The sequence below is a fragment of the Nonomuraea sp. NBC_00507 genome, from assembly GCF_036013525.1.
GTDB lineage: Bacteria > Actinomycetota > Actinomycetes > Streptosporangiales > Streptosporangiaceae > Nonomuraea.
In genome coordinates, this window is sequence record NZ_CP107853.1 from 2,797,597 (window position 1) to 2,814,037 (window position 16,441).

The following is a 16,441-nucleotide window of genomic DNA, read 5'->3' on the forward strand; positions in this document are numbered from 1 at the left end:
GGCATCCGACCCGGAGCTCCCGGCACGGCCACCAGCAGGCGGTGTGAAACTTTCACATCGATCCCGCTGCCGATTGTCGCTTGACCTGCGACAGTGAGGATTTCTTTCTCGCCGCTGTTTCCTCGGGTCGGATGCGGACTTACGGTGACTCCACTTCCCGTTGAACCGGTCTCGGTCGTGTAGGGATTTCGTCGAAGCGCTTCGACACCGGATTCGACAAAGAGGTGCCTGCCATCGGCGCACAACAGCGGAAAGGGAAATCATGCTCAGGATGCTCCGCCTCTTCGTCTCGGCATCCATGCTCGTCGTGCTCATCGGGGTGCTCGCTCAGCCGGTCCAGGCCGCCGTCTGGTATTCGTCGGACCGGTGGGGCACCTGGACCAACGGCGGCTACACCCTTTACAACAACATCTGGGGCAGCGGTGCCGGCCCACAGACGATCTGGGCCAATTCGTACAGTAACTGGGGTGTCTGGGCGAACCACCCCAACACTGGTGGCATCAAGTCCTACCCCAACGCCACGAGGAACGTGAACCGGCGGCTGAGTGCTCTCGGCAGCGTGACCAGCAGCTTCAACGTCACCGTGCCGAACGGTGGTGCTTACACGAGCGCGTACGACATCTGGTGCGATGGCCACACCTACGAGATCATGCTGTGGATGAACAAGTACGGCCCGGTGGGCCCGCTCGGGTCGCGGCAGACCAGCGCCTCGGTGGGCGGCCACAGCTGGGACGTCTACCGCGGCTCCAACGGGTCCAACCAGGTGTTCTCCTTCGTGCGGCAGGGCAATGTCAACTCCGGGACCGTGGACATCAAGGCGATCTTGAATTGGCTCCGGTCCAGGAACTGGTTCGGTGATGTGACGCTCGGCGACGTCCAGTTCGGCTACGAGATCACGTCGTCCAGTGGCGGGATGGACTTCCGTACCAACAGCTTCTCGGTCTCGGCAAGCTGACGTCGGCCGGAGGCGACCGATATACGGTGGGCGGCCGAGTCGATCTCCCCACTCGGCCGCCAGCGTACGTAGCGGATTGTGGTCGATGGGCTGGTGACGTCGAGACCATCACGTGCTCTTCGACGTTCGTGCCAGCCCTGTGGCCTGCGCGGCGATCGCGATGACCAAGAGGACGACGAGGGCGGTCGGGTGCCATGCAGGGCTCTGGTCGAGGTAGCCGGTCTGGTCGTCGTAGTTCATCTCGTTCGACAGCGGCTGGAGCCAGGTGAACAATCCCAGGAACGCCAGATACGGCACGCTGAGCATGTACGTGGGCACCATCATCGCCGGCGTGACCCCCCGTCGCAGCATGCGCCAGCCCAGCCATGAGAGGGGCAGCGCGGTCACCGTCAGCGGGAGCAGCCATCGTCCCAAGAGGCCCGTAGTCTCCTCGGCCCGGCGAACCAGCGAGTCGCGCGAGCTTTCGGTCCACGGCGAGCCGAAGAGGTCCGTAGGAGTCCTCGGCTCAGTCGCCAGTTGGATCGCCAACAGATTGATCATCGCATAGGCGGTGACGGCCAGAAGCGGGCCGAGCAGCAGGAGCGAGCCCCGGCCGGCGAGCCGCCAGTCGCTGGAACGTATAGCCAGAACCAGCGCGACCAACTGGGTGACCGCGGCAGCCAACAGGACGAGGCTCAGTGCGGGGTCATACCAGGGCGGATCGAGCCGCACGAACGGCGGGCTGGAGAATGCCCGGATCGGGAAAGCGGCGATCGGGTTGAACCAGTGAATGCACAGCAGGCCGATCTCGTATAACCCCGTCACCAGGCCGGTGAGCGCCATCACTCCCGGCGAACGCCGGCGTGCGGCCCATGAGAGGTAGATGGCGAAAGTCAGCTGGATCGCGGCGATGGTCAAGGAGCGCTGCAGGCCGAACTCCTCGAGCGCCACAATCGGACCGCCGGGATGGTCGACCTGGACACCGTCGAGGTTGTCGCGGGACTCGGCCACGGCGGCGAGGTTGAGCGCGAGCACGATGATCGCATACGGTCCCGCCGCACGCATAAGAGCCGGCGAGAGGTCCATATGCCTTGGACCTCGCCAGATCGGAAAAGGTTGCAATCGGCGCGAGACCACTGAGCTCGCGTAGTCCGGCGCGTGCCCGAGCTTCGACGACTGGGGGTGGCTCCGGCCCTACGGCTGGCCGTTCCTCATCTGTGGACTGATCATGATCATCGGGTTGATCGCGTCGTTGTTACCGCCGACTCCCCGAAGGAGCCGCCGTCTCATCGTGCTGCCGGCGCACCATTTCGTTGATCCAGATGGGCGCGAACGGAGATGTGCAGCCCGGGGAAGTCGGATAGTCCTTGAGCACCTCCAGGCGCTCACCGATGTCAATGGCACGGGCGCGGTGCTCGGCGTGGTCGATCCCGATCTGAGCCAGGCAATGGTTCATCGCCCACTGCGGGCGATCCGGGGCGCCTTTCATCTGCGCCTCGATGACGTCGAGCAGTCCTGCGAGGTCGAGGCCCTCGGGCTTCTTGGTCACGCGTTCGGTGGTCAGTGCCCAGCCGGCGCTCGCGACCACTGGATCCGGATCGGCGGACCAGGCCAGGCGCAGCTCTTCGGAGTGCGGGCTCTTCTTCACCACGTAGTTCACGAGCCAGTCGTGCACCTTGGGCGTGCGCGCCTCGCGCACCATGACGTCCACCTCGTCACGCTTGAACGCCTTCGGGCGGCAGATCAGCATCGCGAGCAGTCTCGCCGCGGTGTCATTCGTTGCCCAGAGCCGGGACGCGAGCTCCTGCTGCGTCTTCAGGCGCTTCGCGAGCGCGCGCAGCTTGCTGAGGTTCACGCCGTGATCGTCACCGTGTTTCTCGTTCACCGCGCGGATCTTCGGGTCCTCGAGCTCGGCCAGCTCGGCCATCACCTCGGCCACCGTCGTCGCGGTCAGCGTCGTATCGGCCACCTCGGCCTCCTGTCCGTCACCTGCGAGAGGCAGCCTACGACGGACGTCGGCCTCCTGTCGTACACGCCGGCTCGGCGGCAGTCACCGACAGGAATCCCGCGTCTTCGCAAATTGCAGCAGTTCTCGGTACTGACCCGCGCCTTCGCTGCGAGCAGGCGCGTACGGGCCCGGGATCAGCTTGATCTTGCCGTCTTCTGGGGCACGATCACGTCCAGTGGGGTGCCCTCTCCCGCGATGATCAGGGCCGGGCTGCGGGTGATGATCGAGACCAGCCGGACCTGTCCGTGCTCGGCGAGGCGTCCGACGGGGAGCGGGCGGTGGAGCTGGCCCGGAGCCGCCGCCCCGACGTCGTGCTGCTGGATATCGCGATGCCCCGGCTGGACGGCCTGGAGGCGGCCCGCCGCATCCTGCGCCGTCGCCGTCGCCGCCGTCGGGGCTGACGGCGCGGGAGGAGCAGGTGCTGCGCCTGGTGGCCGGCGGCCTGCCCAACTCTGAGATCGCCGACGCCCTGTCCATCACCGAGGCGACCGTGAGCACACACCTCAACCGCCTGCTGGCCAAGCTCTCCCTGTGCGATCGGGCCCAGGTCGTGCGGTACGCGTACGAGTCGGGGATCGTCCGCCCCGGCGACCCGCCCCCGTCCCGGCCCGCGCGCTCATCGTTCCCGGCTGTCAGGGTCTGAGGTTGCGGTGGAGAAAGTCGGCGGTTGCCTGGGCGGCTTGGGATACGTGCGGTTCCACGTCATAGAGGTCGATGTGCTGGTCGGCGTCCAGCCAGAGGATCTCCTTGTCGCCGGGCTTGCGTTCGTAGAACTCCCGAGCCAGCGTCGGCGAGCAGTAGGCGTCAGTCTTTCCGTGGACGATCAGTAGCGGGGTGGCCGCCAGGAGGTCCGCCGCGCCGAGGACGTCGAAGGTCATCAGGGTGTGGAGCGATCCTGTGGTGACCCCGTTGCGCCAGTACGGGGAGGTGGACCGGGCGGTGCCGTAGTAGGCGTACGGCTCATCGCCTGTCATCGCGGCCTCGCCGCCGTCGGGCGCCACGGCGGGTACGTACTCGTCGTACCGGTCCAGGAAGCCGCCGAGTGCGGAACGGTAGGCGTCGATGCCCATGGTCTGGGCGATCCGAGCAGGGCTGTTGTAGGCGCCCGCGATTCCTGCCACCGCCTTCACCCGGGAGTCCGTGGCTGCGGCCCGTACCGCGTAGCCGCCGCCGAGGCAGACGCCAACCACTCCGATCCGGGCCCGGTTCACCTCGGGTCGGCCGGCCAGCACGCCGACTGCGGCCCTCAGGTCGGCAAGTTTTCCCTGACTGTCCTCATGTTGGCGGCGTCCGCCGCTTTCCCCGAGGCCCCGGTGGTCGAAGGCGAGCGTAACGAGTCCAGCCTGAGCGAGTAGCTCGGCGTAGGTACCGAGGACTTGCTCTTTCACCCCGGTGAACGGGCCGGTGAGCGCGATGGCGGGTTGCGGGCCGTCCGCGTCTGGAAGCCGGAGCTCGCCTACTAGCTGGATGCCTTCGCTGCCGAAGGAGATTCGCTCAGCTTTGACAGTGGTCATGAGCCCTCCCTTGCATCGATTGGTGATGAGGTCGCGAGCTCGGCGGCAACGGCGTCCGCGCCCAGGCCAACCAGCCAGTTCAGAGGCGCCCCCGGCAGGAAACGGGTCAGGGTCTGCGTCAACTCCAGCTTCTGCGCTTCGCTCAGACTCGGCGCACCGGCCGCCAAACGTCCCACTGCCTGTCGGTACATGAGCAGGTACTGCCGCTGCCGGATCAGCAGGCCGGTGCCGCCGGGCGCGCCGTGGCCCGGATAAAGCGGCACCCCGGCCAACTCGTCCACCAGTCGATCGAGCGCATCCAGCCACGCACCCGAATGCCCATCCGCCGTATAGGAGTGCACGCCGTCGAAGGCCAGGTCACCGATGAAGGCATTCCGCTTCTCGCCGGCCTCGACGAGGAGGTAGGAGTCAGCGTGACTTTCAGCGGCTCCGAGGTCGTGCACCTGGATGCGCAGCCCGGCGACGTCCAGGGTGCCGCCACCGTCCAGCGGCCGGTCCGGCACCCGGAACCGGTCCGGCCATTCCTCGCCGTAGGTGGGCTGCCACTGCTCCCGCTTGGCGGCCGCGGTCTGTTCGATCGTCTTGGCGACCAGTGCCGTCGCATAGACCGGCACGTCGTCGCCGACCACGTACGGCAGCCCGTTGTAGTGATCCGGGTGTGCATGTGTCACGAACGCCGCCACCAGTGGCTTACGCAACGCCGCGAGCCGTGCGGCCAGCGCCCGCGCGTCGGACACCAGCAGTCCGGCATCGACAAGCACCACGCCGTCCACCGTCTCCAGCAGGTAACTGTTGACGAAGATCCCAGGCTCTGCCGCCGTGTACGAGTGGACCCTAAACTCTGTCATGGCCGAGACACTAGGCGCCCTGATCTTGAACCGGCCAGAAGGCACTTTGAGGTGCCCCTCCACACGGGAGACCCCATGGCACTGGTGATACCCGACGTCCTGGAAGAAAGCTGCGCGACCCGGCAGGCGCTGGAGCGGCTGGCCGCCAAGTGGCGGGTCCTGCTGATCTACGCGCTGCTCGCCGGACCGCAGCGGCACGCCGAGCTGCGCCGCAGGCTCCCCGGTATCACCCAAAAGGTACTGACCGAGACCCTGCGGAGCATGGAAAGTGACGGGCTGGTCGAACGACGGGTGCTCAAGGACACCGCCCCACAGCATGTCGAGTACTCCCTGACCACACTCGGCCAAACCCTGCGGGAGCCGCTGTCCGCCATCTGCGCCTGGGCACTGGAGCACCCCTAGCGGTGGCCGCAACAGCGACGTCCGCTCAGGCGGTCCCTGGTCGCCTTGGCGCCCTCGGCGCGGGAGATGATCAGCGCGGCCTGGGACCTGCCGGGCAAGGCTTTCACCGAGGTGCTGGAGAGGTACGGGGACGCGGAGCTGGATGTGATCGCCGATTACCTGCATCGAGCTGCCGAAGTGGGCGGCGCCCAGGCCGATCGCCTCACCAAGGAAAGCCGAAGGAGCGGCGCTGCCATCGTCGCTGAGAGAGACTGAACTTGGCTACTAAGGTCGGTCCTCATCTCCGTACTGCGTCTGCCGGTTTTCGACACGTTGGAATGACAGGGAGGCCGGCCGTGACGATGGCGGCGTTGTGTAGCCCGAACCCCGGGACGCCACCGCTCGGGCGGCGAACCGCCGGTGAGGCTCCGGCCGGGCGTTCGGCCGGAGCGCCCGGTAGTGTTCCGGACATGCCATGAGTGGGGACCGGTCGTGAGCCGACCCCCACTTCTTACTTGCGTTTGATGATTGCCGAAGAAGGCTCCCTTGCCGGCTATCCATCAGCGATGTCATCGCGGTGTGCGCGCCGGGCCACCGAAGGTGATCGTGCCGAGCGCCTGCTCGCGCGGCGACCCCAAGGCCGGTACATCCCGAGGAGTGCGGTGGCGACCAGCGCCACCAGGATGACCAGCGATCCGGTCACGAGCACGAGGATGGCGTACGCGCCGCCGAGCCAGCTCACCGTGACCAGGACGTGGACGGCGACCAGGAGCCGCCTGGCCCTCACCGAACTCCCCGTGCGGGCTGGCATGAGCGTCATGCCACTGGCTCCGTTCCCGGCGATGGTGTGCGGGTCATGCCACCGGCTCCCTTTCCGGCGTCGGAACGCGTCGTCCTTGTCGGCGAGCGCCCCCGCCACCGGTGCCGCCGCCACCCTGGCCGGAGCCCGCGGCTTCCTGCTGCGAAACGGCGTCGACGGCCCTGTGGCCCCCATCAGCTTCCCGGGCGCGCCCAGGACCCTGGCCATCGGCATCAACGACCGCGGCCAAATCGTCGATGCCTACGAGAACCCCAACGCCGCGCCCAGCTCGATGCCAGTGGCGTCAGCGTTTCATGGTGGCGGTCGCTGTTGGGGTCCCCGGGCACGACCCGCGCTGACGAAGGGGGAACCACCTTCGGAGACTGCCCTGCTCTCCAGTGCTGGTCATTGAGGGGTGGGAGGTGGCTGGCGGTAGCCGGTGACGGTGGCGAGGACCGCGTCGCGCCAGCGGGCCTCCGCCTGGTCGGAGGGGCCGAGGTGGCCTTGGAGCTCGAGGGTGGCCAGCCCGTGCACCAGGCCCCACAGTTGCTGGCCGACCAGCCGCGGGTCGCGGCCGGGCAGCTCCCCGGCGTCGGCGAAGCGCTGGAGTGCCTGCACGACGCGAGCGAGGCTGCGACGGGCCAGCCGCGCGTCGTCCCCGACGGGACGGAAACCGGGCACGCTGCCGCTCATGAACAGGCCGTAGAGGTTGGGCTCTTCCCGGGCGGCGGTCCGGTAGGCGAGCGCCAGTGCGGTGATCTCCACGAGCGGGTCGTCGTGCTCGGGGACGGCCTCGTGGTGGCGGCGCATGGTTTCGGCGGCCTGCTGGTAGAGCGCGCGGAGCAGGCCTTCCTTGTCACCGAACAGGCTGTAGACCGCCCGCGTGGTGGTCTGCGCCTCCTGTGACACCCGCCGGACGCTCACCCCGGCCGATCCCTCGCTCGCCAGCAGGTCGCCGGCCACCGCCAGCAGTGCGCGGCGGGTCTGCTCGTCGTGCTCGCGTGGACGTCCCATGCTGGACAGCCTATCGCGACACTGTTACGTTACGCCGTAACGGAACAGTGTGACGAAACGAGGGAGAGCGTCATGGACTACGACGTCGTCATCGTGGGAGCCAGCGTCAGCGGCTGCACCGCCGCGATCCTGTACGGCCGGGCCGGCTTACGCGTCGCGCTGCTGGAAAAGCACCGCAGCATCGACACCCCCAAGCGGCTGTGCGGCCACTTCCTGCTCGGCCGCGCCCAGACCCCGTTACGGCGGCTCGGCTTATGGGACGACCTGCTGGCCACCGGCGCGGGCACCGGCGACGTCTCGATCCGGACCGCGTACGGCTGGACCGACCGCTCCCGCGGCGGCGTCCCGCCGTTCCTCAGCGTCAGGCGTACCACCCTCGACCCGATCCTGCGCGGCAGCGCCGCCGCCACCGGAGGGGTGGACCTGCTCCTCGGCCGTACGGTCACGGGCCTGCTCACCGAAGGGCACCGGGTGACCGGCGTCCGCGCCCGGCTGCTCGACGGCACCGAGGAAACCCACGCCGGCCGCCTGATCGTGGGTGCCGACGGCTACCGGTCCAAGGTCGCCTCGCTGGCCGGCGTCCCCGAGCGGTTCACGCCCAACGGCCGCGCGTTCTTCTACACCTATTACCGGAATGTACGGCATACGCTGCCCACCCCCGCCGCCCTGTGGTGGCACGAGCGGGACTGGGTGGTGCTCGCCCCCACCGACGGTGGGCTGACCCAGGTGGCGGTCATGCCCGCCAAGGACACCCTGCCCCCGGACCTGACCGACCACGCCGGCTACATCGAGCGCTACGTCGCCTCGCTGCCCGACGCCCCCGACCTGACCCGCGCCGAACGAGCTGCCAAGGTCGTCATCGCCCCCGACTACCCGCTCATCCGCCGTCACCCCACCCCCGTGCCAGGCCTGGCCCTGATCGGTGACGCGGCCCTGACCGCCGACCCGACACCGGCCCCCGGCTGCACCTGGGCGCTGCTGTCGGGTCAGTGGCTCGCCGACGCCACGGCGCCGGCCCTGCTCGCCGGCGACGACCCCGCGTCGGCACTGCGCCGCTACCGGCGGGTCCACCGCGCCCTCGAGCGCGAACACGCCTTCATGCGGGGCGGCGCCGAAGTCGCCCCGCCCAACCCGGTGCAACGCCTGCTCCACGAGGCCGCGGTGCACGACCCGGAGGTGGCCCGTCGCCTGGCGCTGGTCGGGATGCAGGTCGCCCCGACCATGTCCCTGCTCAACCCGGCCCTGGCCGCCCGTGCCCTGCTCGTACGCCACCGCGGCAGACGACGCTCCGCCGGACGCGCAGGCCAGGCGCATGCCGTATGACCCCTTGGCCCGAGCGGACGTGGAGGCTGACGGCGCCCGGTGGACCTGGCTGGTCAATGTCCGCGGTCAAGTAGTCAACGTCGCCACCTGGATGGTCATCGACAGGCCCCGTACGCAGGAGTCGCTGGAAACGTCCGGATGTGGTTCGGCGCTCCCGCGGCTCTCGCTCACGGGTGCCGCTCTCGCCGGAGCACATCCACGCGAGAGGAGAGTCACAGGTGAGATCACCTTCCAAGCTGCGTCGTACGGTGGCCGGGCTGGCAGTGGGCAGCGCCGTCGCCACTGGCGTGTTCGCCATCGATACGACCAGCGCCAGTGCCAGCGCCCCTGACCCGTTCGACGGGTTCGGCTCCAGCGGGTTCTTCGGGTCCGGCGGTTCGAGTGACCCGGGCGGGTTCAACCTGCCCGACTCATTCGGCGGCGGCGGTAACCCCCTCGACGACACCTTCAACGGTCTCGTCGACGACTTCTTCGGCAGCTCCGGGCTGACCGCCCCGCGCACCGGCAGCACGTCGCCGAGCACGTCCGGTGGCGGCTTCGACTTCCCCACCTTCGCCAAGAACACGCTGCAGAAGCTCGGCAGCGAGGCACTGAAGCGGCTGTACGAGAAGAGCACCAAGTCCAAGAACACCTCCCGCAACGGCGGTTCGTTCGCAACGAACGACTGGTACGGCCGGATCCGGCCGGGCCTGCAGGGGCAGAGGTGCCGCCCGCCCGCCTACGTCCGCCTGTACGGGACCACGGTCCGCAGCGGCAGGTTCACCTCCCAGGCCTTCATCGGCGGCAGGAACCTCGGCAAGACGCTGATCGTCGGCCGCAACGCCTTCCTGGCCCCCTTCGGCGACAAGCTCAAGCCGCGGAGCACCGCCAGCTACTTCTTCCTGTCCCGGCGAAACGCCGAGTCCTTCAGCCCGCAGCCCAGGGTCGCCAAGAACACCGTTCTGGAAGACCGCACCCGTTACTCGGCGAACTTCCTGGACCGGGGCGTCACCTACACCGTGCTCGTCAAGTACGTCAACACCTGCAACGAGCAGGTCGTCGACGTGCTGGGCCGCGTCCGGCGCCGCTGACCTGCCGCAAAGGCGTGACCCGCAGCAGTCGCCCGGCGGGAGCCGACACGCTCCCGCCCGGCTCAGCCCCCAAGCCAAGACAGCCCCAAGCCGAGACAGAGCCGAGCCGAGTCGACGCCCGGCCTGTCACCCGACCCATCTGACGAGGTAAACCCATGAATCTGAAGTCCCGATCAACTCGTATACGCCTCGTGGCCGTGGCCGGCGCGCTCGCCGTCCTGGCCGGCGGAGGGCAGCTGGCGATGAGCCACGCCACCGCGGATCCTGACCCGTGCAGCGCGGACGCGAGCGTGGAGTGCACCGACGCGTCCCTGGCCGCGGCGGCCATGTCCGACGACGCGACCGACGCGACCGACGCGACCGACGCGACCGACCCGACCGACGAGACCGACACGGCCGACGCGACCGACCCGACCGACGTGACCGACCCGGCCGACGGCACGACCGAGGAGTCGGCCGGCACCGCCGACGCGCCCATTACCGACGAGACCGAGGACCCCGTCTCCGAGGAGATCACCGTCAAGACGGAGAACTGGGATGCCGTGTCCGAGGCGACTCTGGAGGACGAGACGTCCGCAACGGACGAGGCCACTGACAGCACGCCTACGGAAGAGGAGGAGAGCGGGACCACCGACTCCGACTCCACCGAGGCCGTCCCCGGCTCTCCGCACGAAGGGACGTTCCCCACGGTGCGACCTGGCGGCGCGGCATGCAGCCAGACCCTGGGTGTCAGGACACCCGACCTGGAGCGCAAGAGCTATGTGGTGACCTGGAAGGGCAACTCCTCGGGCGGAGTCCCCGCCTGGCGCCTGGAGTTCTACCACGGGTCGTATCCCATCAACACCAAGATCAACACCGAGAATTGGACGCGGGTGGACGGCAGCGGCGACAGGAACCCCGTCGAGAAATATGCCATCCGTTCCGCCGACCTGGGGCGCGAAGGCCGGCTCAACTGGCGCATGTGCGTCCGTAACCTGGGCGCGAACGATCTGACCGGAGGCTGGCAACTGGACACGACGATCACCGACAAGTAGTGAGACCACCGCCCGGCCCCGGCGATCTCTCTTCACGAGATTTCCCGGGGCCGTGTCGATTCCGGCAGCACGCGATCGACGCGTTGGCAAAAGGACAGGCGAGGCCAAGCCCTCGAAGCACCTGGGAGATGTGATGAGCAAAGTGGTGATGCACAACGTCGTGTCGGTGGACGGCTTCATCGCCGACCCGCAGGATCAGGTCGGCCCTCTGTTCGACTGGTACTCCAACGGCGACGTCGCGCTCGACGAAGCGGGCAGGGCGAAGGTCTCGCGGGTCTCGGCCGAGTACGTCAAGCCGATGTGGGCGGGCATCGGGTCGATGGTGATCGGGCGGCACCTGTTCGACATGACCAATGGCTGGGAAGGGAAGCCGCCGGCGGGGGAGCACGTGGTCGTGGTGTCACGCCGGCCCAAGCCCGACGGGTGGCACCCGGAGGCGTCGTACCACTTCGTGGACGATGTGGCAGAGGCGATCGCGAAGGCGAAGGACCTCGCAGGCGAGCGCACCGTCGCCGTGGCGGCCGGTGCCGCCGGGGGCCAGGCCTTCGCTCTCGGTCTGGTGGACGAGGTGGCGATGGACGTCGTGCCGGTGGTCCTCGGCTCGGGCAAGCGGTACTTCGGGTCGGTGGACGCCCAGCATCTGCTCGAGGACCCGCACGTGGTGGTCCAGGGCGACCGGGTGCTGCACCTGCTCTATCGGGTCCGCCGCTAGGGGGTGCCCGTGCGCTCGATCGGGGCAGTCTTGAAGGGGGTACGGCCCGCCGTACCCCCTTCAAGCGAGCGTCAGCCCACGATCACCTTCTCGCAGCGGTACATGGTGTCCCCCGCGTCGGCCCTGATCTCGTCGGGCCTTTCGAAGACGCCGCGCGCGCCGCAGTCGACGGAGTCGGACTGGCCGTCGCGCACGTCGGCGGTGTCGGCGTTGAGTCCCAGGAGGACCGTGTCGCGCCCGCCGTTGGGCACGACGGAGTCGTTGCCGGAGCCGCTGTCGATCGTGTCGTTGCCGCGGCCCGTGGAGATGGTGTCGTCGCCGATGCCGCCATCGACGACCATCGGGATGGACAGCGTGACGCTGCCCACCATCCGGTCGGCGCCACCGCCCAGCGTGACCTTCAGGCGGCTCACCAGGGCCAGGTCGCAGTGGACCAGGTGGCCGTTGTTGGTCGTGACGCAGTGCGCGAGGCTTTCGGTGAGCAGCGCGGCCTGGTCGGAGAAGGCGATCCTCTCCTGGCCGTTGACGAGGGTCGTCCCGATGGACAGGTTGTTGTCCACGCCGCTGCCGGCGGTGAAGACCAGTGTGGTGTTGTCGGCGGTGATGACGCCGGGGTTGGGAGTGGCTGCGGAAGCGGGGGTGGCCATCGCGAGTGCGGCAAGTGCCGCGGTCGCGAGGGCCACGAACGGTGAGCGGAACTTCATGATCTAACCCCTCCTGGGTGCTGACCCGGGCCCCCTAGACGCATAAGGATGGGTACGTTCCGCCGCCTCGACTGCGGACAACGCCATAGTCAGGGTGTGTCGCCGCATATAGACAGAGGCCGCCCCGTCGCGTGCCAGGCGACTGGCCCAGTGCTCAGCATGTGTGGTCATCCGGCGTCGCGCGTCGGGGTGGTGGCTGACCGCAGGAGGTACGGAGGCAGGCGTCTGCGCTGGTGGGTTCGCCGGGCTCGACGTGCACCTGACCGCCTGCGGTGTGGACGGTCCACGCGCGGGTCGTCGAGTTCGATGCGAGAGCGCCGCCGTCATTGTCTGCCACGTCTTAGCCGATCTTAGGCCCTCTCAGCAAGGGCGTCTGGGCAGGTAGAGCGATTGTCGTAGGTGTCGCGGGCGGCGGCGACTTGTTCGATATGTGTCTCGGCCCAGTCCTTGATGGCCTGCATCACGGGCAGCAGGCTGATGCCTAGTGGGGTGAGAGCGTAATCGACCCGTACCGGGACGGAGGGCGTGACGGAGCGAGAGATCAGGCCGTCGCGTTCCAGGGTGCGCAGAGTCTGGGTGAGCATCTTCTGACTGACGCCGGCGATGGTTCGCGACAGACTGCTATAGCGCTGAGGGCCGCCGGCGAGCGCGGTGAGCAGGAGACTCACCCATTTGTCGCTGATCCGGTCGAGAAGTTGACGCGCTGGGCAGGTCGCGAGGTAGGCGTCATAGGCGATGCGCGCCTGCTCACGCTGCTGAGCGGTGGTGCGGGTGGTCATCGCGCTCCTGTCCGTACGATACGCACTCTGAGGTGCGTACTTCCCACCGGAGAGTAGCTCTCCATACGGTTGTTCTCAAGTCCTGAAACCTTGTGAAACGACGAGGAGACCTCATGCGTGCAGTTGTTGTCCGTTCTTTCGGTGGGCCCGAGGTTCTGCAGATCGCGGACGTGCCGATGCCGGTTGCGGCAGAAGGGCAAGTCCGCATTCGGGTCGAGGCGGCATCGGTCAACCCGGTCGATCTGGCCACTCGGTCCGGTGCGCTCACCGAAGCGGGCCTGCTGCCGGCGCGGGACGTGATCGGCCTTGGGTGGGATGTCGCGGGAACCGTCGAACAAGTGGGCCCAGGGGTCACCGGTATCGTGCGCGGGGACCGGGTGATCGGCCTGTCCGACCGGCTGGACGTGCCGCTCGGCACTCAGGCCGAACACGTCGTACTCGACGCGGATGCGGTCACAGCCGCGCCTGCGGGCGTCTCGCCTGCCCAAGCCGCCACGTTGCCCCTGAACGGTCTCACCGCCACGCAAGCGCTCGACAGCCTCGACCTGAACCACGGGCAGACGCTGCTGGTGACCGGGGCGGCCGGTGCCGTCGGCGGCTTCGCGATCCAACTGGCCGTCGCGCGCGGCCTCCGGGTGGTCGCGGTCGCCGGAGCCGACGATGAACCGCTCGTCCGCGGGCTCGGAGCCGAACTATTCGTACCACGCACGGCACGGCTGGGCGAGGCGGTCCGTTCCCTCGTTCCTGGCGGTGTGCACGCAGCACTGGACACCGCCGTGACCGGAGCGGCCGCCCTCGACGCGGTCCGGTCGAAGGGAGCCTTCGCCGCGCTGGTGGCGGGAGGAGCACCGATGCCGCTGCGCGGCATCCGGGTCTTCAACCACTGGATCCGCGCTGACGGCGCCCTCCTCTCCAAGCTTGCCGCCCTGGTCGAAGCAGGCTCCCTCACCCTGCGCGTAGCCGAGACCATGCCCCTCGACCACGTCGCCGCCGCCCACCGGCGCCTCGCCAAAGGCGGTCTCCGCGGTCGTCTCGTCCTCACTCCTTAAAGATCATTCTGTTAGCCCTCCGTCTGAGCTGCCCCGTTCGCGGTCGTGCGCGCACGCGAGGCCGGAGTGGCGTAGCCGAGGGCTGCGCTGGATGCCACCAGGCGCAGGTATGCCGTTTGGCGAGTTATGCGGGGATTATCCGAGCAGAGGGAACTCGGCCCATCGACGCCAGCGGTCGCCATCGCTGACGAAAAGGCCGACCGACGCGACGTTCGCAGTCACCGGCAGCTGCGCGGTCAGCTCTTCTTCTACCTCGTCGAACACGTGGGTCTGCTGGCCATGGGCGACGGTCAGGTGGGGGATGACCTCGGCGTACAGGCCGCCGTAGGGAGGCGTCTGCGGCCATCGCGCCGCCACGGCCTCGGTCAGCGCGCGAAACGGCTGGTCGGGTGTCGGCGCGAGATAGAGAACGCCAGGGAAGCGCCGGCACCTGTCAAACCGGATGGTGAAGGGGCTGTGCTCGCCGACCACCACTTTGAGATCGTCCACCACTGCATGGTCCAGGTGATCGATATCCAGGAAGGGAAAGAGCACCGTCACATGCGCGGGAACACCGGCCGACGCAGAGGCATCGAAACGCCGCCGCCAGTGCCCGACCAGCGGCTCAACCTCTTCCACAGCGGCCAGCAAAGCTGTCTGGCCTGCTCGATAGCGTCCTGAAGCACCGTTCGACATGGTTGGACGATCTCGAAAGTCCGAGCCGGTTCGCCACCTGTTTTGTGTCGCCGGCTGCGACCCTTCGACGAACAGGCCGCCGGGGCACAAGCTCCGACGGCGTCCGGACGCAGAACGTCCGGAATGGAGTCTACGGTCGCGACATGACCAGCAGCGATTACCGCCGCCCGGACCACACGCTGAGTGGTCGAACTGTCGGTCCGTCGCGTTACGGTTGCGCCATGGCTGACTTCATCGGTGATGAGCTCAGGGGGTCGCGCTTCGAGCGCGTTGATCTCAGCGGCGCGGAATTCCGCGCCAGCGACCTGTCCGGCGCCAGGTTCCGCGGCGTGGGGATGAGCGGTGTCGTGATGCGCGGAGTCGAGCTGGTCAACGTCGACATCCACGGCGAGATCACGAACGTGACGATCAACGGTGTGGACATCGGACCGCTGATCAACGCCGAGCTCGACCGGCGGCACCCCGGCCGGGTCAAGATGCGCCCGACCACGCCCGCCGGCTTCCGAGACGCATGGGACATCGTTGAGCGGCTCTGGGAGGGCACCGTCCAACGGGCTCACCGCCTGGATCCCGCGCTGCTGCACGAGTCCGTCGACGGCGAGTGGTCCTTCGTCGAAACCTTGCGTCACCTCGTGTTCGCCACTGACGCATGGGTCAGAAGGGCCGTTCTCGGCGATCCGGCTCCGTGGGATCCGCTGGATCTGCCGTGGGACGAGATGCCGGACACACCGGGGATACCCCGCGACCGCAAGGTCCGACCGTCGCTGGACACGGTGCTCGAGCTCCGCCGTGACCGGATGTCCACCGTGCGCGAGGTCCTCGACGGCCTCACCGACGAGTCACTGGACGGCCATACCCAACCGATCGAGGTGCCGGGATGGCCACCACCATCGCGGAGCTACCCGGTGCGTGAATGCCTGCTGTGCATTCTCAACGAGGAATGGGAGCATCGGCTCTACGCCGAACGGGATCTTGCCGCTTTGGAGGCGCGCAACCCATAGTGCTTGCTGCACAGGGTGTGCGGGTCTCAATGCGCTCGGCTCGAAAGCGGCGAAGTGGTCTCCCGTTAATGATCGGAAGTGGCTATCGAAACCGGGCCCCGCTGCGCGCCTAATGTCAAGCCATGACGAGTGTTTCCCCGGACTACACGCATGTGCGCAAGCGGCTTTCGGCGGGCGAAGGCATCGGGCTGCCCGGCGTTCGCTTCAAGTGGTACGACCTGCACCGGGAGGACCGCGAGATCGGCGACGACGTACGGAAGGAGGCACGCGAGTTCCTCCGGGCAGAGATCGGCGGGATCAGTCCCAAGGGCGAGCTCGGCTTCGTCATCCTGCACCGCGTCGGGGACGCTTATCTTCTGCTCGTATGCACGTGGCTGAACGACAACGAACTGTGGGAGACGGCCTACCTCAAGGATGCGGCGGGGTTCGAGCTCATCCCGTTCGGGGAGACGGCCAAGGGGACCTACTGCGTGTGGGAGATGGGCGCCATCCTGCATGAGCAGCAGGCCTGGATCCGCTACCTGTTCTCCCCTCGCGACGCCGAGGCCGCCCACGCCTACCTCGCCGATCGGCACCCCGGCGGCCTGATCTGACGT

Annotated in this window: 21 protein-coding genes; 12 read left to right on the forward strand and 9 right to left on the reverse strand. The window is 68.1% G+C overall.

The window, feature by feature from the left end; translation table 11 throughout:
* Window positions 1-160 precede the first annotated feature (160 nt).
* Complete coding sequence (locus OHA25_RS14260) at window positions 161-955, forward strand: glycoside hydrolase family 12 protein (protein WP_327588034.1); 795 nt, start codon at window positions 161-163, stop codon at window positions 953-955.
* A 108-nt stretch (window positions 956-1,063) separates the two neighbouring features.
* On the opposite strand, the gene OHA25_RS14265 is transcribed toward OHA25_RS14260, so the two are convergent.
* Together OHA25_RS14265 and OHA25_RS14270 are read right to left on the reverse strand one after the other, a co-directional pair.
* Entirely contained in the window at window positions 1,064-2,020 is a 957-nt protein-coding gene (locus OHA25_RS14265) for a hypothetical protein (protein ID WP_327588035.1), read from the reverse strand.
* A 169-nt stretch (window positions 2,021-2,189) separates the two neighbouring features.
* Complete coding sequence (locus OHA25_RS14270) at window positions 2,190-2,861, reverse strand: DNA alkylation repair protein (RefSeq protein WP_327590977.1); 672 nt, start codon at window positions 2,859-2,861, stop codon at window positions 2,190-2,192.
* Between the two features lie 326 nt (window positions 2,862-3,187).
* Here OHA25_RS14270 and OHA25_RS14275 point away from each other — a divergent pair, with 326 nt between their 5' ends.
* Together OHA25_RS14275 and OHA25_RS14280 are read left to right on the forward strand one after the other, a co-directional pair.
* Entirely contained in the window at window positions 3,188-3,343 is a 156-nt protein-coding gene (locus tag OHA25_RS14275) for a response regulator (RefSeq protein WP_327588036.1), read from the forward strand.
* Window positions 3,344-3,360: 17 nt separating this feature from the next.
* A complete protein-coding gene (locus OHA25_RS14280) occupies window positions 3,361-3,585 on the forward strand; it encodes a response regulator transcription factor (protein WP_327588037.1) in 225 nt (74 codons plus the stop codon).
* Here OHA25_RS14280 and OHA25_RS14285 read toward each other — a convergent pair.
* Both OHA25_RS14285 and OHA25_RS14290 read right to left on the reverse strand, forming a co-directional pair.
* Entirely contained in the window at window positions 3,575-4,456 is an 882-nt protein-coding gene (locus tag OHA25_RS14285; RefSeq protein ID WP_327588038.1) for an alpha/beta hydrolase, read from the reverse strand. The genes OHA25_RS14280 and OHA25_RS14285 overlap by 11 nt on opposite strands.
* Window positions 4,453-5,367, reverse strand: a complete 915-nt coding sequence (locus OHA25_RS14290) for an MBL fold metallo-hydrolase (RefSeq protein ID WP_327588039.1) — start codon at window positions 5,365-5,367, stop codon at window positions 4,453-4,455. The genes OHA25_RS14285 and OHA25_RS14290 overlap by 4 nt, the downstream gene beginning before the upstream one ends.
* Before the next feature lie 12 nt (window positions 5,368-5,379).
* On the opposite strand from OHA25_RS14290, the gene OHA25_RS14295 reads away from it, so the two are divergent.
* Complete coding sequence (locus OHA25_RS14295; RefSeq protein ID WP_327588040.1) at window positions 5,380-5,706, forward strand: winged helix-turn-helix transcriptional regulator; 327 nt, start codon at window positions 5,380-5,382, stop codon at window positions 5,704-5,706.
* Window positions 5,707-5,772: 66 nt separating this feature from the next.
* On the forward strand, window positions 5,773-5,961 hold the full coding sequence (locus tag OHA25_RS14300) for a hypothetical protein (protein WP_327588041.1): 189 nt from the start codon (window positions 5,773-5,775) through the stop codon (window positions 5,959-5,961).
* Between the two features lie 277 nt (window positions 5,962-6,238).
* Here the strand turns inward: OHA25_RS14300 and OHA25_RS14305 are convergent, their stop codons facing one another.
* Both OHA25_RS14305 and OHA25_RS14310 read right to left on the reverse strand, forming a co-directional pair.
* Window positions 6,239-6,505, reverse strand: coding sequence for a hypothetical protein (locus OHA25_RS14305; protein ID WP_327588042.1), 267 nt, complete (start codon window positions 6,503-6,505; stop codon window positions 6,239-6,241).
* Window positions 6,506-6,889: 384 nt separating this feature from the next.
* Window positions 6,890-7,498, reverse strand: a complete 609-nt coding sequence (locus OHA25_RS14310) for a TetR/AcrR family transcriptional regulator (protein WP_327588043.1) — start codon at window positions 7,496-7,498, stop codon at window positions 6,890-6,892.
* Between the two features lie 72 nt (window positions 7,499-7,570).
* On the opposite strand from OHA25_RS14310, the gene OHA25_RS14315 reads away from it, so the two are divergent.
* The 4 genes from OHA25_RS14315 (at window position 7,571) to OHA25_RS14330 (ending at window position 11,637) form a co-directional block, all read left to right on the forward strand.
* Window positions 7,571-8,821 carry an FAD-dependent oxidoreductase gene (locus OHA25_RS14315; protein WP_327588044.1) on the forward strand — a complete coding sequence of 417 codons (1,251 nt, stop codon included), beginning with the start codon at window positions 7,571-7,573 and terminating at the stop codon, window positions 8,819-8,821.
* A gap of 218 nt (window positions 8,822-9,039) precedes the next feature.
* The gene (locus OHA25_RS14320; protein WP_327588045.1) at window positions 9,040-9,891 is read left to right on the forward strand and encodes a hypothetical protein; all 852 of its coding nucleotides are present in this window, start codon (window positions 9,040-9,042) and stop codon (window positions 9,889-9,891) included.
* Between the two features lie 155 nt (window positions 9,892-10,046).
* Window positions 10,047-10,925, forward strand: coding sequence for a hypothetical protein (locus OHA25_RS14325; protein ID WP_327588046.1), 879 nt, complete (start codon window positions 10,047-10,049; stop codon window positions 10,923-10,925).
* A gap of 133 nt (window positions 10,926-11,058) precedes the next feature.
* A complete protein-coding gene (locus OHA25_RS14330) occupies window positions 11,059-11,637 on the forward strand; it encodes a dihydrofolate reductase family protein (RefSeq protein ID WP_327588047.1) in 579 nt (192 codons plus the stop codon).
* 71 nt (window positions 11,638-11,708) lie between these two features.
* On the opposite strand, the gene OHA25_RS14335 is transcribed toward OHA25_RS14330, so the two are convergent.
* Together OHA25_RS14335 and OHA25_RS14340 are read right to left on the reverse strand one after the other, a co-directional pair.
* Window positions 11,709-12,341: a hypothetical protein gene (locus tag OHA25_RS14335; RefSeq protein WP_327588048.1), complete on the reverse strand. Its 633-nt coding sequence runs from the start codon at window positions 12,339-12,341 to the stop codon at window positions 11,709-11,711.
* A 350-nt stretch (window positions 12,342-12,691) separates the two neighbouring features.
* Window positions 12,692-13,120, reverse strand: a complete 429-nt coding sequence (locus OHA25_RS14340; protein ID WP_327588049.1) for a winged helix-turn-helix transcriptional regulator — start codon at window positions 13,118-13,120, stop codon at window positions 12,692-12,694.
* Between the two features lie 113 nt (window positions 13,121-13,233).
* Here OHA25_RS14340 and OHA25_RS14345 point away from each other — a divergent pair, with 113 nt between their 5' ends.
* A complete protein-coding gene (locus OHA25_RS14345; protein WP_327588050.1) occupies window positions 13,234-14,169 on the forward strand; it encodes an NADP-dependent oxidoreductase in 936 nt (311 codons plus the stop codon).
* A gap of 135 nt (window positions 14,170-14,304) precedes the next feature.
* Here the strand turns inward: OHA25_RS14345 and OHA25_RS14350 are convergent, their stop codons facing one another.
* Window positions 14,305-14,844 carry a 2'-5' RNA ligase family protein gene (locus OHA25_RS14350; protein WP_327588051.1) on the reverse strand — a complete coding sequence of 180 codons (540 nt, stop codon included), beginning with the start codon at window positions 14,842-14,844 and terminating at the stop codon, window positions 14,305-14,307.
* A 221-nt stretch (window positions 14,845-15,065) separates the two neighbouring features.
* On the opposite strand from OHA25_RS14350, the gene OHA25_RS14355 reads away from it, so the two are divergent.
* A complete protein-coding gene (locus OHA25_RS14355; RefSeq protein ID WP_327588052.1) occupies window positions 15,066-15,845 on the forward strand; it encodes a DinB family protein in 780 nt (259 codons plus the stop codon).
* A 122-nt stretch (window positions 15,846-15,967) separates the two neighbouring features.
* Entirely contained in the window at window positions 15,968-16,438 is a 471-nt protein-coding gene (locus OHA25_RS14360) for a hypothetical protein (RefSeq protein ID WP_327588053.1), read from the forward strand.
* Window positions 16,439-16,441: the final 3 nt, after the last annotated feature.